This is a genomic window from Spirochaeta isovalerica (assembly GCF_014207565.1).
Classification (GTDB): domain Bacteria; phylum Spirochaetota; class Spirochaetia; order DSM-2461; family DSM-2461; genus Spirochaeta_F; species Spirochaeta_F isovalerica.
Map to the genome: position 1 here is coordinate 405,260 of NZ_JACHGJ010000002.1, position 24,747 is coordinate 430,006.

Below are 24,747 nucleotides of genomic sequence, written 5' to 3' on the forward strand. Positions count from 1 at the left end.
ATAATTCTGAATATTAAGGATATGAAATGAGCAGACGAGTCGTTATTACCGGTATGGGAACCATTAATCCCCTGGGAGACAATCTTGAAGAATACTACAACAACCTGATTGCCGGAAAATCAGGGATAAAAAAATGGAAATCCATTGACCTTTCCAAAGTGGAGTGCAAAATCGGTGGGGATCTCGGTGATTACGATGCTCTAGGAGCAGTCGAGAAATTTAAAGAAGATCTGGGAGATGATTTCAAAAGAGTCAGAAAACTGATAAAAACAACAACTTTTTCAGCCAAAATGACTGCCTTGTCATCCTTATCCGCCTGGAAGGATGCCGGTCTATTCGGCAGAGAATTCGATCCCTATAAAGCCAATGTTATTGTTGCCGGTCACAATCTCAATTCAAACTTTATTTATAATAACAGCGTTCAGTTTCAGGATGAGCCCGAGTGGACAGACCCCCTTGCCGGTGTTGATGCCCCGGACCCTAACGTTCCGGGAATCACCTCGGAAATCCTCAATCTGAAAGGTCCTATGTTTACGATCGGTGGAGCCTGCGCCAGCGGGAACCTCGCTTTGAGAAGCGGTTTCCGTGACATTGTCAGCGGAGAGACCGATCTCTGCGTCATCGCCGGCGCTCCTTTTGACGTTTCCCCGACAGATATACACGCATCGGTAGTTATCAATGCGGTCGTCATTAAACCGGAATTTCAGGATAGACCGGAGGAAGCTTCCCGTCCTTTCGATAAAGGCAGCTGCGGATTTCTCTACAGCCATGGTGCCGGGACGCTCATAATCGAGGAGCTGGAATCCGCCAAAGCCCGCGGTGCGAAGATCTACGGAGAGGTCCTGTCTGTAAAGGCGGGATCAAATGCCAATCATCTACCGCTGCCGGGAGGACATGAACAGGCTGTTGTCATGCAGGAAGCCATCCGCATGGCCGGTCTGAAACCTGAAGACGTCGACTATGTAAACTGTCACGCCACCAGTACTCCGGCAGGAGACATTCAGGAAATTATGGCTATCAAGGAAGCTTTCGGAGATCACTATAAACAACTTAAAGTCAATGCGCCCAAGTCTATGCTGGGGCATACTTGCTGGGCTTCTCCCATTGTGGAAACGATCGGAGGACTTTTGCAGATGAAGTACGGAAAGCTTCACCCTTCCATTAATATTGATGAACAGAAAGCTGACATTGATCTTGACATCTGTGCCAACGTGGCCGTTGATCACCAGATCGAAGTCATGATGAAGAATTCTTTCGGTTTCGGAGGAGTGAACTGTACTTCCATAATAAAAAGATACAAGGAAGATTAAATAGATGAATGTATTTGTCACAGGGGGATCCCGGGGAATCGGACGCGGCATCGTTCTGAAGATGATAAAAGAAGGCTACGGATGTGCCTTCACATATGCCGGAAACGTGGAAGCGGCTGAGGAAACTATCCGTCAGGCAAAAGAAATCCGGAAAGACTGCAGTATTATCTCCTATAAGATGGATCAGTCTAAAGTCTCCGAAGTGGAGAGTGTTCTCGAAAACGCCATTAAGGATTTCGGAGATTTCGGGGCTCTGGTCAATAACGCGGCAATTCTCAAAGACAATGTACTTGCTTTTATGAGTGATGAAGAATGGGATGACGTCATTAAGACAAACCTTTACGGACCTTTTTATGTCACAAGAGGTCTGCTGATGCATTTTCTTTCCAATAAATTCGGACGGATCATCAGTATCTCTTCACTTTCACAGGGAGGATCGAGCGGTCAGGCCAACTATGCGGCCAGCAAAGCCGGACTGGTTGCTTTATCCCAGACCATCGCACGGGAATACGGTCCGAAAAAGATTACATCCAATGTCGTTGTCGTGGGTTACGTCCCCACAGATATGACCAAAGAGAATATGAATAACGAGCTGTCGAAGATCTGGATGGATTACTGCCCGACAAGGCGGGTCGGAAAACCTGAAGAGATCGCCGATGCCGTGTATTATCTGACAACTGAAAATGCCGGTTTCATCAATGGAGAGGTTCTCCATGTAACCGGTGGCTTAACTTACGCACCATAGTCCAAAAAAGATATTTCGGGGGGCTGGTCGCAGGCGTAGCCTGCTGCTCGCCCATGCAACCTCGGACGCGAAGCGTCGGGTCCCGAACATAGTCGGCAAAATAGGATATTTCGGGTTCAGCTATTGGCTGGAGCCCTTTACAGTTGAGAATAAGGAGAACAAATGAGTCGTCGAGTCGGAATTGAAAAAATAAACATTTACGGAACTTCCATGTTCCTCGACCAGAAAAAACTGGCCGTTGCAAGAGGAAAGGATCCTGAAAAAGTCGTAAGCGATTTTCTTATAGATACAAGATCACTCAATCCCCCCTGGGAGGATACTGTCACAATGGCCGCCAATGCTGCCAAAAAAGTCATGGAAGGGATAGATCCAGAAGAAATCGGTATGCTTATTGTCGGGACGGAAGGTTCTGTTGACTTCGGCAAGCCCATCAGTACAAATATCATGGGAGCTCTCGGGCTTCACAACAATATCAGAAACTACGAAACCAAGCATGCCTGCTATAGCGGTGTAGCCGCTATGGACCCCGCTGTCAGCTGGGTGGCGTCCGGTTTCAACCACGGGAAAAAAGCTCTTGTCATCGCGACAGACTTTTCCAGAGAGCACCTCGATACGAAAGAGGAGTTTGTAATGGGCGGTACTGCCGCTGCCATGATTATCAGCGACAACCCCGAAGTCCTGGAACTGGAAATGAATAAAAGAGGGACCTGGTCAACCGATATCTATGACACTTTCAGACCGACGGCCCTTGCCGAAGTGGGAAACAATGAAGTCAGCCTTTATTCCTACATGGATGCGCTGGAAGGTTCTTATATCGACTACTGTAAAAAAGCCGGTAAAGAGATCGATTTCGAAAAAGAGTTCAGATATAACCTCTATCACACTCCTTTTCCGGGAATCGCATTCCAGGGACACAGAACGCTGCTCAACAAGGACAGAGAGGTCCGTCTGAAGAAAAAAGAGATTCAGGCCGATTTCGATAAGCGCGTTATGCCCGGTCTCCAGCTTTCCAGAAGAATCGGATCCACTTACGGATGCAGTAACTTTGTCGGTCTGGCCGCTCTGCTTTCCGGCGATGCACCAGTCGATGAAGGCGATAGAATCAGTCTTTTCGCTTATGGTTCCGGGGCTATAGGTGAGTTCTACAGCGGAATTCTCCAGAAGAACAGCCGGAAAATCGTTAAAGATATGAAAATTCATGAAACTTTCGATCAGAGAAGAGAGTGTTCTGTAGAAGAATACGAGATGGTTGAAAAACTGAGAAACACTTATGTTGAGAATGCGAATTTCAAACCTGATTTCTCTATTCTCGACGATCACTATAAAAAACACTACGAAGGTAAAGGTCTGCTGGTTCTTAAGGAAGTTAAGGACTACTACAGAACTTACGAGTGGAGCTGATTCTTGTCTCTAGTAGAAAAGAAAATTGATTCCGGCGCCGGGATTATCACACTTCTGGACGGGGAGGGGGGCAACAGACTGAACCCCTCTTTTCTGGGAGAATTCTCCGCGGCGCTGAGGGATCTCAGTACAGACGAAAAAGCCAAATTCATTATCATCCGTTCCAGAGGGAGAAATTTCTGCCTGGGAATGGATCTGGTAGCCCTCGAAAAAGGACATGCCGGTATGGATGACGTTGTGTCCGCTGTAAAGGATTACACCTCACTCCTTTCCGATATTTATCACAGCCCGAAAACTGTTGTGGCACTTATAGACGGTCCGGTAAAAGCCGGGGGAATGGGGATTGCCGCTGCCTGTGATGTGGTACTCGCTTCTGAACGGGCTTCATTTGAATTGAGCGAAGCCCTGATCGGCATTATTCCTGCCAATGTGCTTCCCTATCTTTTCATGCTGAGGGTTCCTCCGCAGAAAGCAAGATATCTCGTTCTGACAGCCGCCCAGCTCGATGCCCACAAAGCTCATGCTGTCGGGCTGGTCGATGAGGTGTATACTGTTGAAGGGTTCGAGAAGGGAGTTAAGTCTCTCTGCCGGCAGATTATGAGAACTTCGCCTCAAGCTGTCAGTGTTTTTAAAGATTTTACACACCAGTTTCTTGAATCGGATTTCAACGGAAGAAAGGTGCTGGCCGAACAGACCCTTTTTGATCTGATAAAGCAGGAATCGGTTCTCGCGGCCGTTAAAAAATTCAACGAAGGGGACCTGCCCCCCTGGTTCGGGCGTTTCAAACCCTCCGAACCTGTAACAGGCTGATCGTAAGCTGCGCTTACTGCGCGCCTATGCTGCCGAAGGAGCAAACAGTGGCTGATAATATGCAGCTCCATGTGGACGAAAACAATATTGCCCATCTGAAAATGAATGATGTGGAAAACAAAAATATATTCTCAAATGATTTTATCAGGGGATTCCTGGAAACAATGGATGAGCTTGAAGCTAACTACAAGCCGCATTGTCTCATTCTTTCCGGCCTTGATTCTGTATTCTGTGCCGGAGCTGAAAAAGACACACTTATCGATCTCAGCAATGGCAAAATAGACGTCAAGGATCTGCTTATGTCTGAAAGACTGGTCAATACGGAATATCCCGTTATTGCCGCAATGGAAGGACATGCCATGGGTGGCGGACTGGTTCTGGCGCTCTGTTCCGATATTGTCATTGCCGCAAGGGAAAGCCGGTATGGTGCTGTTTTCATGAATATGGGATTCACTCCCGGAATGGGAACGACAACTCTTCTTCAGGGGCTGATGGGTGATTTTATCGCAAACGAGATGATGTTCACGGGAAAACGGTTCAAAGGAAGCGAACTGGCTCAAAAAGGAACCAACATCAATTATATCGTCCCTAAAAAGGATGTACTGGCCAAGGCCCTGGACATTGCTTTACAAATAAGTGAGAAGAATGTAAAATCGGTTAATCTTCTGAAGTACACTTTAAGCGCCAAAAAGAAGAAGCTTCTTGTTGACGCCAGGCTTCAGGAGGATATGATGCACAAATTGAGCTTCGCCTATCCCGAAACGAAAGAAAGAATAAACAGCTTTTATGCTGATTAAATAGTACAGGAAGAAAATGATTCAGATTGATTTAAGCGGAAAGTCTGTATTAATTACCGGCGGGACAAAAGGTATCGGTCTGGCCAGTGCTCTGAAACTGGCTAAAGCCGGCGCATCGACATACCTCACCTATAAATGGGGATCTGCTGATATGGAAAGCATAAAAGCGGATTTTATAAAGGAAGGTGCGTCCGTGGAGCCTGTGTTCATACAGGCCGATGTTTCCATTCCCGAAGACACGAAACTTGTTATGGAGACAATCAGGGAAAAAGAGGAAAAGCTCGATGTTTTTATAAGCAACGTAGGTTTTGCCCAGAGTCCCAAGTCTCTTGAGGAATACAAAAAAAGATCACTTTATAAAACACTCGATTACAGTACCTGGCCTCTCGTTGACTATACGCAGCAGATTAAAGCTGTATTCGGAGAATATCCGGAAAAAGTTCTGGCCATTTCCAGTGACGGGCCTGATCACTTCTATCAGGGATATGACTATGTGGCGGCTTCCAAATCGCTGCTTGAATTCCTTACGAAGTATATGTCTGTTCATCTCTTTAATGAGGGAAAGGGCAGTACTGTCAATGCCATTCGCTTCGGCACAGTGAAAACCGATTCCTTCAACCAGATTTTCGGTGAAGAGTTTTTCGAGTTCATGGCTAAGGACGGAATCGAGGAATCCATGTTCCTGACTCCCGAAGAGTGTGCCGATTCGGTATTCGCCATGTGCAGCGGTCTTATGAATGCCATGAACGGGCAGATAATTAATGTGGACTACGGATTTCCCTATCAGGATAATTCCATGATGCGGTATCTTAAGACAAAGCTTGGTAAATAGAAAAGTAAAAACCTCCATTGTGGATGGAGATAAAATAACAGGAGAAAAAGTTATGACTAAAGAAAAAATCATTGAAGTAATTGCAGAAAATATCAAAGAGAATCTGGATGATCTGGAGAACGAGACAATCGATCCCATGAAGTCCATGAAAGATTACGGTGCAAACAGTCTCGATATGATCGAAGTTGTTTCCTGTTCCATGAGAGAACTTAACATCAAAGTTCCCCGTGCTGAACTGGCCGACATCGAAAACATCGATCAGCTTGCTGATAAATTCCTGGAACACGCTGAAGCGTAAGAAAATAAAGGGGCTACCGTGGCAAACAATATACTGAATTTCAGTCTTGCTGACTTTTTTTACAATGATAATCCCGACGTTCTGTCTCCTCCGGATGACTTTTCCGAATGGATCAATAACCCCGTTGTAAAACACAGTTTCAGCTTCTTTGAGCAGGAACTGCTCGACGCACCCAGAGTTTCCACAGAAATTCTGAGTAATCTCGACGGTAAGAGAAGAAAGATTATCAACCTTACATCCTATAACTATCTCGGTCTTTCCACTCATCCTGAAGTAGTTCAGGCTGCTAAAGAAGCATTGGAAAAGTATGGTTTAGGGTCATCGGGAGCTCCTTTGCTTTCGGGAACACTTGATATACACACGGAATTCGCCAGAAAACTGGCGGAATTCAAACAGAAAGAGGATTGTATCCTCTATTCCAGCGGCTTTGGCGGAAATGTCGGAGCCATTCAGGGGATGATGCGAAAAGGCGACTATCTCGTTATGGATGAGAAATGCCACAGGTCTCTCGTCGACGGAGGTACTCTTTCCGGAGCCAAGATGCTTTTCTTCGCCCATAATGATATGGAATCTCTCCAGATGATGCTGGAAAAAGCAAAAGGCAAGAGAACCCTTGTCGTCGTCGAAGGTGTCTATTCCATGGACGGAGATCTGGCGAAAATGCCGGAAATCTGTGACCTTGCCGAACAGTACGGCGCCGGTATCTTTATCGATGAAGCCCACTCGACACTGATGTTCGGAGAGAACGGACGGGGTGTCGCCGAGCACTTCGGCGTGGAGGACAGAGTCGGTGTTTCCTTTGGAACGCTCAGCAAGTCCTTCGGTGGAGTCGGTGGTTTCATTTGTGCCAATAAAGACCTTATAAGATATCTGAAAGGTTACTCCTCTCCCTGGAACTTCTCCTGCGCCCCGTCTCCTGCTGTTTCGGGCGGATTGATCAAGGCACTGGAAGTTGCAACCAGAGATTCCTCGCTGAGAGATAAAATGTGGGAAAACACGAGATACATGAAGAAAAACCTTCTCGATATGAATCTCGATCTGGGCGGGACAGAATCGCAGGTTATTCCCATAATCATCGGAAACTCCGGTGAAAAGCTCATGTCCTATGCCGAGAAGATGCAGAAAGCGGGACTTTTCCTTCAGCCTGTAGACTTCCCCGCCGTACCGGCCCATTCCAGAAGATTCAGAATGTCTGTTTCCAGTCAGCTGACTCAGGAGGAAATGGATACAACACTGAGCATTATCGAAGATGTTATCGTAAAGGACATGAAATCTTAAGTGGATTACGATCAGCTTCTTAGAAAAAAACGAAAGAAACTAATTGCCGAACCGGAAAATCTTCCGGTTCGGTTTTCTTATGAAAAGACAGATATCGAGAAGATTGTTCCACACAGGGATCCTTTTCTTCTGGTCGACAGGCTGATCGGTCTCGATCCGGAAGAGAAGATCATTGCCGGAGAAGCTTATATCGATCCGGAACTGCCTCTTTTTAAAGGACATTTTCCCGATTTCCCCGTTTATCCCGGATGCATGCAGATTGAAATGACCGGACAGCTTGGTCTCTGCATGAATTATTTTCTGTCCAATAATGTTACCCGAATTTCGGGAAATCCCGAGATAACCCCGATCAGGGCTACAAGAGTTGTCGGGGCATATTATCTGCAGCCTGTCATCCCCGGTAAGACTGTGCGCATTGTGGCGCAGCTGCTTGAGCATGACGGCTATTTCGGTAAGGTTATAGGTCAGGTTATCAATGAAGACGGAGCAGTTGCCTGTGTCTCTATTTCCGAGGTCTGCTTCCTGTAGGCCGTCTTTGACCCAATCTCTGCGTCGACTGCTTATTTTTCTTCCGGTGAGGATTCTTTTCTTTTTTTGCGTTTGTTGACATACATGCGGTTGTCGGCGGTTTTCAGGAGCTGGTCGAAGCTTTCACCTTCGACGGGGAAGAAGGCATGTCCGTAGCTGAATGATACGGAGAAATTGTCCGATGTGGTAATAACCGGGTTTATGTCGAGCGTCTGGCGGATTTCACTTATTTTTTCAGCAATTTCTTCGTCAGTAATGTCGTAGAATATGGCCATGAATTCGTCTCCGCCCCAACGGGCGAATGTATCGGTTTTTCTGATTTTATTTCTTGTCGTCTCGGAGAATTTTTTCAGAACTAGATCTCCGGCCATGTGACCGAATGTGTCATTCACTTTCTTCAGATCGTCAATATCGAATATAATTAATGAGAATTTTTCCTTATATCTTTCAGATTTGTTCAGAACGGTTTCAAACTGCTCCATAAAGTAGTTTCTGTTATAGGCATTTGTGAGGCTGTCATAGCGGGACAGGAGAACCATATTGCGGTATAACTGGAATTTTTGCAAAGCGATTTCCAGATTGCTCCTTATGTATTCCATCGATTTCAGGTCTTCACTTGAAAAAGCTTTCAGCTCTCTGCTGTCTATGTGCAGTATTCCGGCTACTTCGCCGCTGAGTATCAAGGGGACGGCTATGGTTGACCGTATCGACCACTCTTCGGGGTCAACAGTTAAGGGCTTCAGTTCCAGGTTTTTGATTAGGGATACATCATCTATTATCTCGGATTTGGTTATATGTCCGCCTGTGTATTTCCAGATGATGGTTTCTTCCAGGGGAATTTGAAAATCCTTTATCTTCTCATCGTCAAAGCCCTGATGAACCGAGCATTCGTACAATCCCTGATCATTCTTAATCATTATACTGCCGACATTGGCACCGGGTATGAAGTCAATAACTTTGGCCAGTATCAGTTTGTACAACTCTTCGGGATTTTCTGTCCCGACGACTGCCTGGGTAATATCGAGCATTGAATGATTCAATTTTTCGAGTTTTTGTCTTTCTTCGATGGATTTGTTATAGAGATTATTGCTTTTGCGATATTTCAATATCAAAAAAATAATAGACGTCAATAGGAGTAATAGCGAGATAATAATTGTATAGAATAAAACCGTACTGATATTCATATGATGTAAAACCAGCCTCAGAAACAATTTCTTTCAGTATATAGCAGTACGGTTTATTTTACCACTCTAATATCAGTCCCGAGTGGGTTAACCCGCCTCCGAAGCCGTAAAGGAGAATCTTCTGACCCTTCTTCAGCTTGCCGGCTTTTTCCGCTTCAGAGAGAGCCAGGGGTATGGTTACCGATGATGTATTGCCGAAGTATTCCAGACTCGTCAGTGTCTTTTCCGGGGTGAAACCGATTTTCTCGCCTATGGAATGTATCATTCTGAGATTGGCGCTATGGGGTACAAACCAGTCGATTTCATCTGTGGTCATTCCCGAGTTTTCCATCATGGCTTTTACGCTTGCCGGCACTGTTCGTATAACAAAGGTATATACGGCTCTGCCGTCCTGATACAGGTAATTGACTTTCTCGGCTTCTTCTTTTTCTATTTTTCCCGCAAGCCCTGTGCAATAGAGCTTATTTCCCGATTTTCCCTGTGACCCGTAATAAGCCGCAAAGAATCCGGGGTTTTCATTGTCTCTTTCGACAAGGACCGCACCGGCACCATCGCCAAAAAGTATGCAGGTGTTTCTGTCGGTATAATCTGTTATTTTCGATAGAACTTCCGAAGATATAACCAGCACTTTATTGTTTTGACCGGTCGTTATCATGGAATTGGCAACCTGAAGGGCGTAAACAAAGCCTGAACAGGCCGCATTCAGATCAAGAACACCGGTCGTTTCGGGGAAATTCATTCTTCCATGGACAACTGAGGAAACACTGGGTGTGATATAGTCAGGGGTAATTGTGGCCACGATTATCAGGTCAATTTCATTTATATCAACTGAGAAGCGGGAAACAAGGTCTTCCACGGCTTTGACAGCCATATCGGAAACATATTCCTCTTCTCCGGCAATTCTTCTCTCTCTGATTCCTGTTCTCTGGACGATCCACTCATCAGAGGTATCCACCATTTTTTCCAGATCCTTGTTAGACAGGATTCTTTCAGGGACATAAGATCCGATTGCAGATATTCGTGCTCTTGAAATAAAATTCAATATTTTCTCCTTATTCGTTGCAGATATGAAAGACCAGGTCTTTTTCCGCTCTCTTGATTCTTCCCGGTTCCTTGAATATTCGGGCCATTTTCAATGAACCTGACATGACGTAGATCATATGACGGGCCGTATCGGAACTGCTGAGATACTGTCGGAATTCTCCGGCTTCCTTTCCTTTTTCGACGAGGTCGGTAAGCCATTCTTCTACCTGTGCTATCAAACGTTGAGAGTGTTCCCGAATTCCTTCGGGCATGCTGTGATAATCAGCGGCGACCATTCCTATGGGACAGATTCTGGTACAGCCGTTGGAAAGCGAACCATACATTCTGCAGAAGGCAATCAGCTTTTCTTTGTTGCTGATCGACCCGAGACGTTTTCCCCATAGAGAAAACAGCCGGCTGTATTTTCTGATGAAAGCTATCCCCAGATCTTCTTTTTTGGGGAAATGGTAATGGATGCTGGCTTTTCTTATGTTAATGGCTGAAGCGATATCGTTGTAGCTGAATCCCTGATATCCGTAAGAGAGAATCAGCTCTTCCGCCGTTTTTACTATTAACGATTTTGTCGTTCGGTTCTGCATTATGAAACAATTCTACCTACTAGTAGGTAGAATGTCAAATTCCATTGAGGTAAATACAAAAAAAAGACCGGATATAATCCGGCCTTTAGTCTTTCCTGTGATTATGATCAGTCTTTATATCGCGAGAATACGACTGCGGCGTTCTGGCCGCCGAATCCGAAGGAATTTGATAGTATGTGATCGATTGAATTATCTTTGTATGTTTCGGTTATGACATTGAGATATATTTCAGGATCAAGTTCGAAGACATTTATTGTCGGATGTACAGTTCCGTCTACAAAAACCCGCATATCTGCAACTGCTTCAACGGCGCTGGCGCCTCCCAGGAGGTGTCCTACCATGGATTTGGTGCTGTGTACGGGAATCTTGTCTCCCCAATCTCCCATCACTTTATTGATGGCAATGGATTCTATCTGGTCTCCAAGTGGAGTTGATGTCCCGTGACAGTTGACGAGACCGACTTCATCGGAGGTGATACCCGCTTCTTCAATGGCCATCTTCATAGCCCGTACAGCCCCTTCCGCTTCCGGATGAGGCGCTACCAGGTCATGGGCATCACAGGAGAAGCCGTATCCGGTCAGTTCTCCATAGATCTTTGCCCCTCTGGCTTTAGCGTGTTCCAGTTCTTCAAGACATAGAACTCCCGCGCCTTCTCCGAGAATAAAACCGTTTCTGTCTTTATCGAAAGGACGGCTTGCTGTTTCCGGTGAATCGTTTCTGTTTGAAAGGGCTCCGATATTTCCGAAAGCGGATATGCCCGCTTCGTTAACGGCCGATTCCGAACCGCCGGCGAACATGACATCGGCCATACCCATTTTGATAAGCGACGCCGCGACGCCGAAAGCGTGGTTTCCCGTTGAACAAGCCGAATTGAGAGAGAAGGAAGGTCCCTTTAATCCTGCTTCCTGCGCGAAAAATGCGCTGCCCGTATTGGGAATACAGCCGATTATATAAAAAGGAGATGTAGAACTCATTCCCTTTGTATCAAATTGTCTTATCGTATTCACATGGGAGTTTACCCCGCCGGCACCGGTACCGATCAGCGTTCCGTATCTTTCGGGGTTTATATTAACATCGAGGCCGGAATCTCTCAGAGCCTGCATTCCAGCCACATGGGAGAATATCATATAGCGGTCGATCCGCCTAATCATTTTCCTTGATGAGAAATAGGGTTGAAGATCGGGGAGATCCAGCTCGGCCGCTATTTGAATCTCATAATCTCCGATATCAAAATTCTGGATTTTTCTCGTTCCGGACTTGCCTTTTTCCAGGTTGTCCCAGTACTCTTTAACATCATTTCCTATCGGATTGACTGTTCCCAATCCTGTAACCACAACTCTTCTCTGCAAAAAGTTGCTGCCCATATTGCCCATAGTAATTCCTTTTTATATATTGATTATCAATTACGAACATAGAAGATCGATATTTTCAAACTTCTATATTCAACCCTGATGAAAGGCGATTGTCAAGACTGTTGTCTCCCATGTCAACCAAATGGAATCACTAAATTGCCGATTTTCTTCCGCGGAGGTAAATATATGCCAGAAAGAGAATTGTTCGAGCTATGGCTCGCTTCGGAAGCGGAAATAAGAGAAATCGTCCCCGGCGATAATATGAATAATTCCTCTTTAAGCCGGAATTTCGCTGATTTCATGCTTCAGCATCTCATTAGGGGCTATTCTCCCTCGTTACTGAGAAAAAACGAACATGGGAAACCTTATATAAAGGACCTTCCTTTCAGCTACAACCTCAGCCACTGCGAAGATCTGTATGCCATTCTGGTTACTTCTTTCGATTACTGCGGCGTGGATATACAGTCCGTAAAAAGCCTTGTTAAATATGACGATGCGCTTCGTTCGGTCATGACTGACCGGGAATATGGAATTCTGAAGGAAAAGGGGAATCCCGGTGATTTCTTTCAGCTATGGAGTCTCAAGGAAGCTTATGTCAAAGCCCTGGGCGGTTCCATCTGGTACGGGCGGGATTTTGAGACGGAAACGGCTCCGGGAAATTTTTCCGATACATGGTTTAAACGAGAGAAACTGTTTTTCTACTCTACGGAAGTGAAAAAGGAAGTTTTTCTCTCTCTGGCCGTTCCGGCTCTTCCTGAAACTGCGGATTTTTTGAAATTTCTCTCAAAGGACTTTTCTTGATTCTCTTTACAGATTATTCTGAGACATGGAAAAGTATTACGTATCATATAACCGCATTCATTCGACAATGAAGGATCTGGCAGAGCAGGTCAAAGCCTCAGGATTTGAACCCGATTATATCGTAGCGATCGGAACCGGGGGATTCATTCCCGCCCGTATGCTGAAAACCAACATCAATCGTCCTATCCTGACTGTGGGCATTGCTTATTACGATCTCAATGATAATCTAATGGATCATCCCCATATCATTCAGTGGATCGATGATGCTGATGCCAAACTCAAAGGGAAAAAACTGCTTCTGGTTGACGAAGTCGATGATTCGAGAGCGACAATCGGATACTGCCTCGAGACCCTTCTGACCCATAACCCGGAAGAGATTGCCGTTGTGGTCGTACATAATAAAGATAAAGAGAAAAGGGGAGCCATCCCTCCTCAGGTAAAAAGATATTTCGCCGGCGAAACCATGGAAGACAAATGGATCTGCTATCCCTGGGATGCCGATGATATCCTGGAACACGACAAAAACTGCTGAATCGTTATCTTAGGAAGCCGGAAACAGGATTTCTTCTTTTGTTTTCAGCTTCAGATTGTTTCAAGCTGCCCTTTGAAGGGGCGGCTTAATTTTATTATATAAGGCGTGACAGTAAAATCCGCTATAAGAGCCGATACCATAGCGACGATCATATAGATTCCCATGTTCACCATGCTGTGCACTGCAGATGTGAGGAAAGCCGCAAAAGTGGCGCATAGGATTATGTTGGCCAGAATCAGGGCTTTTCCGACGCGGATGAATGAGTTCCTGATCGATTTGTCGTAGTTTCCCGTTCGCCCGAAATCCGTTTTCACATGATTGATAAAGTGAATGGTGTCATCAACAGCCAGTCCCATAACCATAGGGGCGATTGTCATGGTCACGAACTCCAGAGGCTCACCCATAAAGCCCATCAGGCCTCCGGTAATTATAACCGGCGTGATGTTGGGTATCATTGCGATAATTCCCAGTTTCACATTCCGGAAAACAATCATCATCATAATTGAGATGACAACGAGAGCCGAGAAGACCGACTGAACCAGTCCTTTGGTAATATACTGGTTCATAATGCTCAGCTGTATGACTCCACCGGTCAGCAGATACTGGAATCCGGGATAGGACTCTTCGGGGAAAAGCCTTGCGATCTCCTTTTCCAGATCTTTCAGATGGGCAGATGTTTCCAGTGTGGAGACGTCATATATCTGGACCAGAATTCTCAATGTCTTATTATCGCTGTCGATCCAGGAATTCATCGTCTCGCTCATCGACCGCCTGGCGAACATGACGAGGCCTCTTATCTGGGAATCTTTTTCAGGAATGCTGTAAAAAGCTCCGTCGTTCCGGTGTCTCAGGCGGTTAACTTCCTTAATGATGCTGTTGATTGATGAAACCTGCTTGATAAACCCGTACCGGCTGATAAAACCGGTCAGTTCATCCACTTTCTTAAGCGTTTCTTCAGTTAAAGCCATATTCTCCGGAAACTCCAGAGCTATGTTGTAGGCGTTGGTAAATCCGATTTCCGAATCGGATATATAGTTCTGGTCTATGGCGTGCTGCATTTTATCGCCCATCATATTGCGGGTATTCAAGTCCACCCGGAGCTTTGTGGCTCCGTAAAGAGAGATAAGGAGAACCAGGATAAATATAACTGACAGGTGAATCCCGTGAGTCATGACGAAATCGCTGAACCGGCCAATCAGTATCTCTATCCTGTCGATTCCCCGGTTCGTATCGCTGATCTCTTTCGTCTTTTCCGGCAGGTCCGGTCTGTCCTGGCCGAGTGCGATGAAAGCGGGAAAAAGTACCACGGCCATGAGAAATACAACGGAGATGCTTATCGCCGAAACCAGACCGACCCATTGAATGGCGCTAATGGGGACGAGCAAAAAGGACAGGAGGGCCGAAATGGTCGTAAAAGCCGTAAACATTATCGGCCAACCGCTTTCCTTTATGGCATATGCTACCGATTCCTTCCGCCTGCCGGTCAAAATCAGATTTCTTTTGAAGAAGTTGAAAACATGTATGGTATAGCCTATGGAAACTGCTATGGACAGAAGTATGGGAATGAGCATAAAAGTGGTATCGACAATCATCTGACGCCAGCCCATAACACCGAAAACGCTGCTTATGGATATGCCGATTACCAGAACGGCACCCAGAACTCCCTGGAATGAGCGGATGATAAAGACAATCAGAAGCAGAGCAATCAGCGCAGCCAGACCAATAACGATAATCAGATCATGAAGCATCTCTATCGTCTTTCTATATTCGAGCACAGGTATACCCGTCGCCAGAAGGGAAGCCCCGTCGGCGCTGTACCGGTCGATTATAGCCATAACTTCTTTTCCTACGATAAACGAGGGGTCGTCGTCTTCGGTCCATTCCTCTTTTGAGGGATATGTTTTCAGGCTGCATAAGATCCAGGCCTGTTTGTAATTCGTTGAATAGAGAACTCCCCTGACGCTTTCCCTCATGTCGAGGCTGTCTCTCAAATCTTCCAGAGACTGTGTGTCCAGACCGTCGGCGAAGCTGAAAATCGAGGACACGCTGTCAATGAACTCGACCTCTTTTGTCAAATCACGGCTGAGGGATTCGATCAGATTCATGGTTTCGGGGGAAAAAACATCTTCCGATTCCACCAGCACTCCGACAAAATCGCTGTTGCCGAAGATGGAATCGAATTCCTTCTGGTCTACGATGACTTTATCATTTTCCAGAAACAGATTGGAAATGGATACGGAAGTTCGGAGATCTTTCAGTCCCAGCGATGCGAAGGCTCCCATTATCAGAATCGCTGCAATGATCAAAAAGCGGAAGCGGACCAGGCTTTCACCGAGTTTATAGAAAAAAAGTTCATTTCTTGACATAAATGAGATGTCCTATTTGCGGTGGAAAGCTTCCTGCAGAAAATATTTTACATATTCTCTATGGGCATAGCGCAACTGGATTCTGTTCCACGGATTCAGATATTCTATCGAATCTCCATTATTCAACTTTTCAATAATTTTGAAAAGGGGAACGATTCTGTGCCGGCTTCTCATGCCCCGCTTTTTACGGATGAAATAGGTCGGTATGAGAGAGGCGTCTTTTATTCTGGTTATGGATTCGCCTTTGCTGTTTATCCCTTTCTCAAGAATTATTTCCGCGATTTCCCCCGTATTCTGAGCCGAAATGGGAAGAGTCTGGGAAGTCAGTCCGTTAAGGGAATAAAAGCAGAGAGTATCCCGGCCGTCAGATGTTCTGTACCATTCCGATGGATTGAGAATGTGGGGATGGTGCCCCACTATAATGTCGATACCTTTTTCCAGAAGCTCGTGTCCTCTCCGGACTATTCGCTCCGGGGGATAATACTCGAACTCCAGTCCCCAGTGCAGCGAGGCTACGATTATATCGGCTCCCCTCTGCTTCGCCAGCTCAATGTGCCTGAAGATGAGAGAGGGATCGTATTCCGATTCCTTTAAGGCATTGAAGCGGATGAGGTTTGTCGCATGCTGACAGTCTTTTTCCAGCGGAATTCCGTTGGTGGAAAATGTGTAGCCCAGAAAAGCTGTTTTTATCCCCTTCCGTTCGACAATGGGAAAATTATCCACATCTTCCGGTGAACTGTTGGCGCCCGTGTGGAGTATCCCTTTGGAATCCAGATATGTCATGGTTGATTTGACTCCGGAGTAGAGAGAGTCGTTTATATGATTGTTGGCGAGCGACAGGATATCGAAATGACCGAACCGCCGGTCTCCCAGCATAACTTCCGCTTGCTGTTCCGTCATGGAAAATCGAATGGTTTTATCGATGGGATTGCTGTCGTTAACAACAAATTCCATATTGGCGAATGTCAAATCGCTGTCGAAAAGCGTTTCGCCGATCTCGCTCCAGAGAAATTCCGGATTGCCCCGGCTGATTTCTGTCCGGATCATGAGGTCTCCCGCGGCATGAAGTTTCACTTCGTCTGATTGAACGAGAGGCTCTCTGTTAACCGGAGGCTTCATATTGCGGAAATATTCCTCCAGCCGCGAATGGCGGGCGGCTTTTTTTACAGGAGAGAAATATTTGCTGGCATAATAAAGCTGCATCCAGGGAAAGAATTTATGGCTCAGATCGCTTTCAGTCGGTTTGGGCCTTTTTCTCGCGTTGAGAATAAGCAGTATAATGATTGATAAAGATATAATTAGATATTTCATTATTTATTTAATCCTCAGTAGAAGATATAGAAGAATGAACATTCAGTAAAGAGAAACTTGCTGTTTGTGATTCTCACATAGGCGGTTATATACTAAAATGTCGATATAATGAATATGCTCAATATTGAAGCCCTTATCTTTGATCTGGATGGAACACTGTACGATAAAAAAAATATCGTTCTCAATACCCTGAAAAGCCACTGGAAAGAGATCCCGATTCTCCATGCGACCAATCGGCTCAGAAAATCCCTGAAAGGTGTGGATTTTGAAAATTCAGAGGCATTTCATGAGACTTTCTATAGGCAGATAGCCCGATCCGCCGGCCGCCGGACGTCCACCATAGAGCACTGGTATCAGAAAAAGTTCTATCCCCGCTTCATAAGGGCTCTTAAAAAGAAGTATAAAGCCAGGAATAATCTAGTTGCCCTGCTCGAAAAGCTTCAGGGCGTTATACCGATGGCTGTTTTCTCCGATTATTCCTATGTGCCGGAAAGGCTGCACGCTCTTAAAATCCCACAGAAGTATTTTTCTTTTATGGCAGGCAGCGAGGAATACGGGGTCCTGAAGCCTTCGGCCAGACCGCTGCTGGAAATCGCATCGCGACTTGGTGTTTCTCCCGGTAAAGTCCTGGTTGTCGGCGACCGCGTGGACACCGACGGAGAAGCGGCAAAAAAGGCAGGCATGATGTTTTACCACATTGCGGGACCGGATCAATGGGACCGCTTTATTACCGATATGGAAGATTTCTTAAAAGAGAGAGGACTGAATGGCTAAGTGGTATCAGGATTTAACATGGGAAATTCTCAAAAGCTTCAAAACGAGGAGGTTGTGGAAATTTCACAATGTTCAGCCTGTGTTTCACGGTGAGTTTCCCGATCCTCCCTACATTTTTATGGGAAACCATTCCCATGGGGATGATCCCTACATTACAGGGGGAGCGCTGGGCGATACCGTGCACTTTATGGCGAACATCGACGGCGTTTCCAATGTGCAGCGCGTCCTCTCCCATCTGGCCGCCTGTTACGGAAAGAAAAAGGGGGCTCCCGACTTCGCCGCTATAAAAAAGACCATTGAATTGCTGAAAGAAGGCGAAGCCGTCGGTATTTATCCCGAAGGCGACAGGAGCTGGGATGGAGAAACAGCTCCTTTTATCCCCGGTTCGACAGCTCTGGCCTCGAAGTATAAGATTCCCCTCGTCCTGGCGATCCAACGGGGGAACTACCTTTCCTTTCCCCGTTGGGCGGACTACCCGAGACAGGGGAGAATACAGATCGATTATTACACGATTACTAAAGAAGATGTGGAATCCATGTCTGCGGAAGAGCTTGAGAAAAAAGTAACCGAACTTCTTTATGTGAACGATATCAAGGATCCACTCAACCAGGGGGTTGTCTTTACCGGTGAGAATCTGGCTTCAGGCATACAGAGGCTGCTCTGGATATGCCCCTCCTGCGGAAAACAGGATTCTCTGGCGGGGGATGGTGATGATATTCTCTGCGGCGAATGCCGGTCAAGGTGGACTCTCGACGGATCGTTGAGAATTTATCCTGAAGGCGTTCAGGGGACGGACCTTAAAGACTGGTATGACTGGCAGAAAGTGAAAACCGCAGAGATATGTTCATCGGCCGGTACGGAAATGATTACCGGTTCCATTGATATTGAAATCAGCGAACTGGAAAACCGCAAAATGATCGATCCAAGACGTGGTGATTTGAAGCTATACCGGGACAGAGTTGTCTTCTCTTCTGAGGGAAGAGATGATCTGGTTCTCAATGTATCCCTGATTGCCCATTATATTGATAATTTCAATAATGCTTTCGAGTTCGATTATGGTAAGGTGAGATACCGAGTCATCTTTTCCGGGAAAAATGCCGTGAAATGGATCGATCTGCTCAACGAGTTGAAAAAATAGGGTAATACTCTGAATTACAATGAAACAGTGTTTTCTTCTATGGTCTGAGAGAACCCTTTTTCCTTCTCATTCTCGATCTTTTTTTTTCTCTCTTCTTCGGCTTCGAGTTTTTCACCGAAATCCGCCCATTGATACCATTGATAGGGCGTTTTGTGGATAGCTTCATCGAGAACCGAAAGGGCAGCCTGGCTGACCGAACGGTTGTCATCCTCTTCGGTGATCAGGGTTTTGAGGTTCATTGTGAACTTCTTCTGGCCTTCTCTGTGCATAAGAGCTGTTGCGACAGCCGAACCGGAGCGTTTGCGCAGGATCTCCAGAGTTCTGTCTCCGTCGAATTCCTTTCCGAGAAAACTTACCGGGTTATTTTTTGATGTCCTCCAGGAATCAAACTCGTCACATTCGGTGATGAGAATTCTGCCTTTCTTCAAGGCGTTGACTGCCTGCATGAACACATTGCCTTCGTCCAGGTCCATCAGTTCCAGGCCAAGGGGTTCGGCTCTTCTGTTGAGCGATTCCTTCAGTCTCTGAGTTTGAAAACGGAGAATCATGGTAACGGGATAACCTCTTACGGCGAGGGCTCCCGGAAGAGCTTCGACCGCGCCGTAGTGAGCCGTAACGAGTATTACCCCTTTACCCTTATCCAGAGCGGCTTTAAAATCCTCTTCACCTGTCAGATTTACGCTTTTCCGAAGGAATTTGAGAGTATTGGGGAGATAGTTATAGGCGATGAAGAGCTTCTCGTGGTAATGAGCGATAATTCCCCTGAATGTTTCCCTGATGATTCTGTTTAATTCTTCGGGAGTGCGACTGTCCTTATAGACATAGGTCAATGTATTTTTAATATGGGATTTTTCTTTCTTTTTTAAGTTATAGTAGATTTTACCCAGGAAAAGTAAGTAGAGCCTCGAAGTGTGGAAGGGCAGAAATCTGAATATCAGGACATTCAGTCTTGCCTGTAAAAATTTGCTAAGACTGAGTGTAAAACTCAAAGGATTTTTTTTTCCTGGAAACATTTATCCTACCTTATATCGAAAAAATAGCATAAAAAAGCTTTGCGTATTATAGGGAATCATATTATAGAAAACAACCCGCGAAGGTCCTGTATACACAAATTAGTCTATGCTACTTATACATCTGATTTCATTATCTTTCAGCGAATATTCATTCACTTATATAACAATAATAGAAGATCGGTTTAAAAGATACCAGATTCAGTGGGTAAGTTTTTATTTAATAATTGCGCAATCATCTTTGATGGCAAAGGTTCAACATTTGACTTATTCTATAAACATGAAAAAGTTGAATGTGTTTTTTTTGATAGTTATTGCTCTGGGGTCTCCCGTATTGACAGCGGGCGAAGGATCGCAGGATCGGATTACAGAACCAGACCGCTTTCCCGTTAAATCCGTTACGCTTTATACAGCAGGTCTGGCCTGGATGATGCACGAAACGACTGTAACAGGCCATGAAATTCTGTCTTTTGAAGTGGAACAGAATGATATCAACGACATTCTCAAAAGCCTGGTAGTGGAGGATCTTGACGGAGGAACCGTCGATTCCATCAATTTTGAAAGCGAGAATCCTCTGGCTGTGGCGCTGGCTGATATGAGGGTGAATCCCTCGGGATCTCCGGCCCTGGTCGATTTTCTGAAACGCACCCAGGGGGAATCGGTGACTGTCTCCTCGGGAGATGAAACGGTGAACGGGCGGATTTTCAGTGTCGAAACCGTTCAGAATCAGGAGGGTAGGCAGGTCATTCTCAATCTGATGAATGTCTCAGGCATAGAGCCGGTGGACATTACGGAAATATCGGGTCTGAAGTTTGATGATACTGTACTCCAGGACGAGCTCTTATCAGCTCTGGACCTGATATCCAGATCCCGGGTCAAGACGTCACGGGTTCTGAAGATCTCTTTCCGCGGAGAGGGTACGAGGACCGTCCGGCTCAGTTACATCCGCGCCGTTCCGCTCTGGAAGACGAGTTACCGGGTCAACCTCGATGATGAGGGGATTCCGGCTCTTGAAGGCTGGGCGCTTGTCCAGAACACAGGCAGCGTTGACTGGAAAGATGTTCAGCTCAGCTTTGTGGCCGGGCAGCCAAACGCCTTTACCATGGATCTGGCCACGCCGAGATATGTTCAGAGACAGCAGGTCCAGACTGCTGCGGCCGCGCCGCTGGGACCGACTGAATATGACCGGGGTTATGCTCCTCCACGGGCGGCCAGCGAATCCTATAAAAGCGCTGCCCCATCAGCGGCATACGGAGCCATGATGGATAGTGAGGATGAGCTGGCCTTTGCCGAAGAAGCATACAGTCCGGCACCGGTCGAAGCTCAGGCCACGGGCTTTTCCGCGGGGAATTTCTACCGTTATACAGTTAATCAGCCGGTTACTGTCTATAGCCGCTCATCGGCCATGATTCCCATAATATCTCTTGAGGGAGCCGGCGAGACGCTGGCGCTCTATGATCCGTCCTATGACATTGTCTTCAAAGGCATCAGGCTTATCAACGGCTCCGGGGCTCACTGGGCGGCCGGACCGGTTACCGTTTCTGAAGGCCGGTATTACGGAGGTGATGCGCTTCTGCCGGAAATGATTCCCGGTTCAGAGAGATTGCTGACCTATGCCGTACATGGTTCGGTTCAGGTCGATAAAATTCAGGAGAAAGACCCCCAGCGCCTTGAAAGCCTTGTCATGGTTGACGGTTTGCTGAAGCGCACCGATAAAATCCGCCGTGTTACAGAGTACAGAATCAGTGGAGAGGAGAAAGAACTGCTGATCATCCACAGGAAAGAAAGAGGATGGGATCTCGTAGAAAACCCTGAGATCGCAGAGGAAACCGCTTCGGAATACCGGTTTGTATTGAACAATTGGGAGAAACCGGCCGTTGTTGTCGAGGAATACATCGTCTCCCAGCAATACAGCCTGGCGAATTTAAGACTCGCCGATATCAACTATTATATTCAGTGGGACGGCATCTCGCCGGCAATGAAACAGGCTTTCAGTGAAATAGCATCCCTTCTCAGTCATCTCGAATCTGTCAGAAACGAACTTTCATCATTAAACAGCCGGATCAGCCGTCTTGAGCGCGATCAGAACCGAGTCCGGGAGAACATGAAAGTTCTCGATACGGATTCGGATCTCTATACGCGCTATGCAGATCAGCTTGATGAACAGGAATCGGAAATCCGGCAGATCAATAATGAAATCAACCGGAAGCAGCAGGATCTGTCGGACGGCGATAAAAAGCTGAAAGATTATATTTCCGGCCTTGATCTCAATTGAATAACATCTCCGGGACGAAAATGGGGCGCCAGTCCTGAAACCGTCCCGGAGTAACGGTGGTAAATTCTTCCTTGTCTCTGTCGAAAATAATAATTTTCGCGCTGTAATTCCGTTCGCTGGAAAAGACAAGCCTTCTTCCGTCGCGCGACCAGGTCGGGACCCAATCGGCATTACCCGATCTGGTTATGCGCCTGAGCCCGGTTCCATCTCTGTTCATCGTGTAGATTTCCCAGTTGCCATCCCTGTGCGAGGAAAAAGCCACTTCGCTGCCGTCCGGGGAAAATTCGCATCTCGAGCAGTCTTCGAGGAATAAATAGGGGAGTCCCGGATCACCTTTCTCTGAAAAATCGATAAACCAGGTTTCCTGTGTCGTACTGTATCTCGTAAAGGCCAGCGTCTTTCCATCGGGGGACCATGAAGGCCAGAAGTCTCTGGCTCCATTTTCCGTAAGGCGGATCTGATTGCTTCCATCGGGATCCATGATATACACTTCCTGGTTCCCGTCTCTGTCGGAGATGAAGGCGATGCGCTCTCCCGAGGGAGACCAGCTGGCCGCTCTGTCCATTGATTCATTTGAGGTCAGCTGGATAGGATCCGTTCCGTCACCGTTCATAATAAAGATTTCATCATCTCCGTCTCTGTCGGAGAAAAATACGATCCGTCGGCCGTCGGGAGAAAAACCGGGCAATCCGTCCTCCCAATCATTATCTGTCAGCTGCACCCGATTCCGGCCCTTTTCATCGATAATATAAATTTCCCGGTCCCCGCCGGAATTGGAATCGTAAATGATTTTCGACGGCGGTACGGGACGCCAGTCCGGTCCCCAATCGGAAGACCGGTGATTGGTGACTCTGTAGAGAGAGCCCTCTTCCAGATCCCTGACATATATTTCTCCGGTCGAGTAACCTCTTTCTCCGTCAAAAGCGAGATAGCGGCCGTCGGCGGACCAGACCGGTATCCAGCCCGTCTGACCCGGAGCCCCTTCAACGGCTTCGATATCCGATCCGTCAGTTCCCGAAATATACATGGCGAAAGAACCGGATCTGTTGCTGTGCCAGGCCAGTCTCGACCCGTCGGGGGAGACATCGGCGTATCCGATGTTCTCTTCCGATATGATCTCCGGTTCGCTGCCGGGCTGTGAGGGGTCCAGCGACCGGAGTTGCCAGGTCCCGTTGTCTCCGGCTGTGGAATAGTAGAGAGTTCTCCCGTCGGGAGACCAGGTCGGCGCCATATCTTTTCCGGGGTCATCTGTGAGCCTTTTCTGATCCGTGCCGTCGCTGTTCATGATGTAAATCTCGGGATTGCCGTCTCTTTCCGAGACGAAAGCGATTTTTTGTCCGTCGGGAGACCATGCCGGCAGATGGTCGTTACCTTTTGAGTCAGTCAGGCGGCGAAGCGTTTTCTCCGGATCGGCATAGGAAATGGAATAGAGCTCCCTGTTGCCGTCGCGATCGGAAAAGAAGACGATCCGGTCTCCGTCGGGAGCCCAGTCGCCATGGCCTTCTATCGAGGGCAGGTCGAGGATGACACGCAGATCCGTTCCGTCGGCGTTGACTATATAGAGGTCTCTGTCGCCGCCTCTCTCCGAGGAAAAGAGTATTTCCCCTTGGGGCGGTTTTGCCGGGACAGCGGAAACTTCGGTCCGGAGGGTCGGCGAGTCTTCAACCGGAGTCCGGGATCGAGACAGATCTTCGTCTTTTTCCGAACAGGAAAAGCTGAGCAGAACCATGGCAGATAATAGGATCAACAGATATTTTTTCATCGGGGCATCTCCTTTGTCTTTTCATACATGGTGAAACTCACCGCCGCGCTCGTAAGCTTTCCGGTCAGTTCCTCTCTTGTGAAGGCATCCGGATCGTGATAGAGAATCAGAGCCAGGCCGTGGGTATAGATCGAAATATTGGAATGGATATTTTTCAGAGCCCCTCTGCTGAAGTCTCCCATGCCTTCTCCGGCGGACATCATATCGAGAAGCTGCTCTTCTTCGTCAGATTGATTTTCCGATGAAAAATCCGGTTTGTTTCTGCCCGAGAGATATAAAAGATAAAAGAGCTGCGGTTCCCTGACGGCGAAATCCAGATATCCCAGCCCCATGGCCAGAAAAGGGTCATCTTCCGCAGATGCAGACATATACTGATCGGACATGAGGCTATAGGATCTTTTTATGATCTCCTGTTCCAGATCGGCAATATTGGAAAAATAGTTGTATAGGGGCTGCGTCGAGCAGTTTAATTCCGCTGCGGTGTTTCTGGCGGATAACATGTGGATGCCTTCCCTTCGGACCAGCCCGAAGGCGGCCTGCAGAACGGCTTCCCGGTTTATCGCACTGTTTCTGGGCATGAAATCTCCTTATTAAAATAACAGGTGTTATTATGTATTTTAT

The 24,747-nt window shown here is 46.8% G+C and carries 23 protein-coding genes; 14 read left to right on the top strand and 9 right to left on the bottom strand.

Annotated features, from left to right (window positions below; genetic code table 11):
• Nucleotides 1-26: 26 nt before the first annotated feature.
• The 9 genes from HNR50_RS06755 to HNR50_RS06795 all read left to right on the top strand — a co-directional run bounded on the left by HNR50_RS06755 (nucleotide 27) and on the right by HNR50_RS06795 (nucleotide 7,999).
• Nucleotides 27-1,310, top strand: coding sequence for a beta-ketoacyl-[acyl-carrier-protein] synthase family protein (locus HNR50_RS06755; protein ID WP_184745168.1), 1,284 nt, complete (start codon nucleotides 27-29; stop codon nucleotides 1,308-1,310).
• A gap of 4 nt (nucleotides 1,311-1,314) precedes the next feature.
• The gene (locus HNR50_RS06760) at nucleotides 1,315-2,055 is read left to right on the top strand and encodes an SDR family oxidoreductase (RefSeq protein WP_184745169.1); all 741 of its coding nucleotides are present in this window, start codon (nucleotides 1,315-1,317) and stop codon (nucleotides 2,053-2,055) included.
• Nucleotides 2,056-2,217: 162 nt separating this feature from the next.
• A complete protein-coding gene (locus HNR50_RS06765; protein WP_184745170.1) occupies nucleotides 2,218-3,456 on the top strand; it encodes a hydroxymethylglutaryl-CoA synthase family protein in 1,239 nt (412 codons plus the stop codon).
• A 3-nt stretch (nucleotides 3,457-3,459) separates the two neighbouring features.
• Nucleotides 3,460-4,266, top strand: a complete 807-nt coding sequence (locus HNR50_RS06770; RefSeq protein WP_184745171.1) for an enoyl-CoA hydratase/isomerase family protein — start codon at nucleotides 3,460-3,462, stop codon at nucleotides 4,264-4,266.
• 47 nt (nucleotides 4,267-4,313) lie between these two features.
• Nucleotides 4,314-5,063, top strand: a complete 750-nt coding sequence (locus HNR50_RS06775) for a polyketide synthase (protein WP_184745173.1) — start codon at nucleotides 4,314-4,316, stop codon at nucleotides 5,061-5,063.
• 16 nt (nucleotides 5,064-5,079) lie between these two features.
• Nucleotides 5,080-5,895, top strand: coding sequence for an SDR family oxidoreductase (locus tag HNR50_RS06780; RefSeq protein WP_184745175.1), 816 nt, complete (start codon nucleotides 5,080-5,082; stop codon nucleotides 5,893-5,895).
• 52 nt (nucleotides 5,896-5,947) lie between these two features.
• Nucleotides 5,948-6,193, top strand: a complete 246-nt coding sequence (locus HNR50_RS06785; RefSeq protein ID WP_184745176.1) for a phosphopantetheine-binding protein — start codon at nucleotides 5,948-5,950, stop codon at nucleotides 6,191-6,193.
• Nucleotides 6,194-6,211: 18 nt separating this feature from the next.
• Nucleotides 6,212-7,471 carry an aminotransferase class I/II-fold pyridoxal phosphate-dependent enzyme gene (locus HNR50_RS06790; protein ID WP_184745178.1) on the top strand — a complete coding sequence of 420 codons (1,260 nt, stop codon included), beginning with the start codon at nucleotides 6,212-6,214 and terminating at the stop codon, nucleotides 7,469-7,471.
• Entirely contained in the window at nucleotides 7,472-7,999 is a 528-nt protein-coding gene (locus HNR50_RS06795; protein WP_184745180.1) for an ApeI family dehydratase, read from the top strand.
• Between the two features lie 32 nt (nucleotides 8,000-8,031).
• Here the strand turns inward: HNR50_RS06795 and HNR50_RS06800 are convergent, their stop codons facing one another.
• The 4 genes from HNR50_RS06800 to fabF all read right to left on the bottom strand — a co-directional run bounded on the left by HNR50_RS06800 (nucleotide 8,032) and on the right by fabF (nucleotide 12,169).
• The gene (locus tag HNR50_RS06800) at nucleotides 8,032-9,105 is read right to left on the bottom strand and encodes a sensor domain-containing diguanylate cyclase (RefSeq protein ID WP_184745182.1); all 1,074 of its coding nucleotides are present in this window, start codon (nucleotides 9,103-9,105) and stop codon (nucleotides 8,032-8,034) included.
• A gap of 136 nt (nucleotides 9,106-9,241) precedes the next feature.
• Nucleotides 9,242-10,225 (bottom strand): ketoacyl-ACP synthase III, encoded by a 984-nt coding sequence (locus HNR50_RS06805; protein WP_184745184.1) that lies wholly within the window; start codon nucleotides 10,223-10,225, stop codon nucleotides 9,242-9,244.
• A 10-nt stretch (nucleotides 10,226-10,235) separates the two neighbouring features.
• Complete coding sequence (locus HNR50_RS06810) at nucleotides 10,236-10,805, bottom strand: TetR/AcrR family transcriptional regulator (protein WP_184745186.1); 570 nt, start codon at nucleotides 10,803-10,805, stop codon at nucleotides 10,236-10,238.
• A gap of 107 nt (nucleotides 10,806-10,912) precedes the next feature.
• Nucleotides 10,913-12,169: a beta-ketoacyl-ACP synthase II gene (gene fabF, locus HNR50_RS06815; RefSeq protein ID WP_184745188.1), complete on the bottom strand. Its 1,257-nt coding sequence runs from the start codon at nucleotides 12,167-12,169 to the stop codon at nucleotides 10,913-10,915.
• Between the two features lie 174 nt (nucleotides 12,170-12,343).
• On the opposite strand from fabF, the gene HNR50_RS06820 reads away from it, so the two are divergent.
• Together HNR50_RS06820 and HNR50_RS06825 are read left to right on the top strand one after the other, a co-directional pair.
• Nucleotides 12,344-12,958: a 4'-phosphopantetheinyl transferase family protein gene (locus HNR50_RS06820; protein WP_184745190.1), complete on the top strand. Its 615-nt coding sequence runs from the start codon at nucleotides 12,344-12,346 to the stop codon at nucleotides 12,956-12,958.
• A 25-nt stretch (nucleotides 12,959-12,983) separates the two neighbouring features.
• Nucleotides 12,984-13,490 carry a phosphoribosyltransferase gene (locus tag HNR50_RS06825; protein WP_184745192.1) on the top strand — a complete coding sequence of 169 codons (507 nt, stop codon included), beginning with the start codon at nucleotides 12,984-12,986 and terminating at the stop codon, nucleotides 13,488-13,490.
• A 50-nt stretch (nucleotides 13,491-13,540) separates the two neighbouring features.
• Here HNR50_RS06825 and HNR50_RS06830 read toward each other — a convergent pair whose 3' ends face one another.
• Complete coding sequence (locus tag HNR50_RS06830; RefSeq protein ID WP_184745195.1) at nucleotides 13,541-15,856, bottom strand: efflux RND transporter permease subunit; 2,316 nt, start codon at nucleotides 15,854-15,856, stop codon at nucleotides 13,541-13,543.
• A gap of 12 nt (nucleotides 15,857-15,868) precedes the next feature.
• On the bottom strand, nucleotides 15,869-17,167 hold the full coding sequence (locus HNR50_RS06835) for a CapA family protein (protein ID WP_184745197.1): 1,299 nt from the start codon (nucleotides 17,165-17,167) through the stop codon (nucleotides 15,869-15,871).
• 108 nt (nucleotides 17,168-17,275) lie between these two features.
• Between HNR50_RS06835 and HNR50_RS06840 the strand changes: the two genes are divergently transcribed.
• Both HNR50_RS06840 and HNR50_RS06845 read left to right on the top strand, forming a co-directional pair.
• The gene (locus HNR50_RS06840) at nucleotides 17,276-17,941 is read left to right on the top strand and encodes an HAD family hydrolase (RefSeq protein ID WP_184745199.1); all 666 of its coding nucleotides are present in this window, start codon (nucleotides 17,276-17,278) and stop codon (nucleotides 17,939-17,941) included.
• On the top strand, nucleotides 17,934-19,079 hold the full coding sequence (locus HNR50_RS06845; protein ID WP_184745201.1) for a lysophospholipid acyltransferase family protein: 1,146 nt from the start codon (nucleotides 17,934-17,936) through the stop codon (nucleotides 19,077-19,079). Before HNR50_RS06840 ends, HNR50_RS06845 begins: the two co-directional genes overlap by 8 nt.
• 14 nt (nucleotides 19,080-19,093) lie before the next feature.
• On the opposite strand, the gene HNR50_RS06850 is transcribed toward HNR50_RS06845, so the two are convergent.
• Nucleotides 19,094-20,068, bottom strand: coding sequence for a lysophospholipid acyltransferase family protein (locus tag HNR50_RS06850; protein ID WP_184745203.1), 975 nt, complete (start codon nucleotides 20,066-20,068; stop codon nucleotides 19,094-19,096).
• A 301-nt stretch (nucleotides 20,069-20,369) separates the two neighbouring features.
• On the opposite strand from HNR50_RS06850, the gene HNR50_RS06855 reads away from it, so the two are divergent.
• On the top strand, nucleotides 20,370-22,364 hold the full coding sequence (locus HNR50_RS06855) for a hypothetical protein (RefSeq protein ID WP_184745204.1): 1,995 nt from the start codon (nucleotides 20,370-20,372) through the stop codon (nucleotides 22,362-22,364).
• Here the strand turns inward: HNR50_RS06855 and HNR50_RS06860 are convergent.
• Together HNR50_RS06860 and HNR50_RS06865 are read right to left on the bottom strand one after the other, a co-directional pair.
• A complete protein-coding gene (locus tag HNR50_RS06860; protein ID WP_184745206.1) occupies nucleotides 22,357-24,126 on the bottom strand; it encodes an LpqB family beta-propeller domain-containing protein in 1,770 nt (589 codons plus the stop codon). The two genes, HNR50_RS06855 and HNR50_RS06860, sit on opposite strands and share 8 nt — an antisense overlap.
• Entirely contained in the window at nucleotides 24,123-24,704 is a 582-nt protein-coding gene (locus HNR50_RS06865; protein WP_184745208.1) for a TetR/AcrR family transcriptional regulator, read from the bottom strand. The genes HNR50_RS06860 and HNR50_RS06865 overlap by 4 nt, the downstream gene beginning before the upstream one ends.
• Nucleotides 24,705-24,747 lie beyond the last annotated feature (43 nt).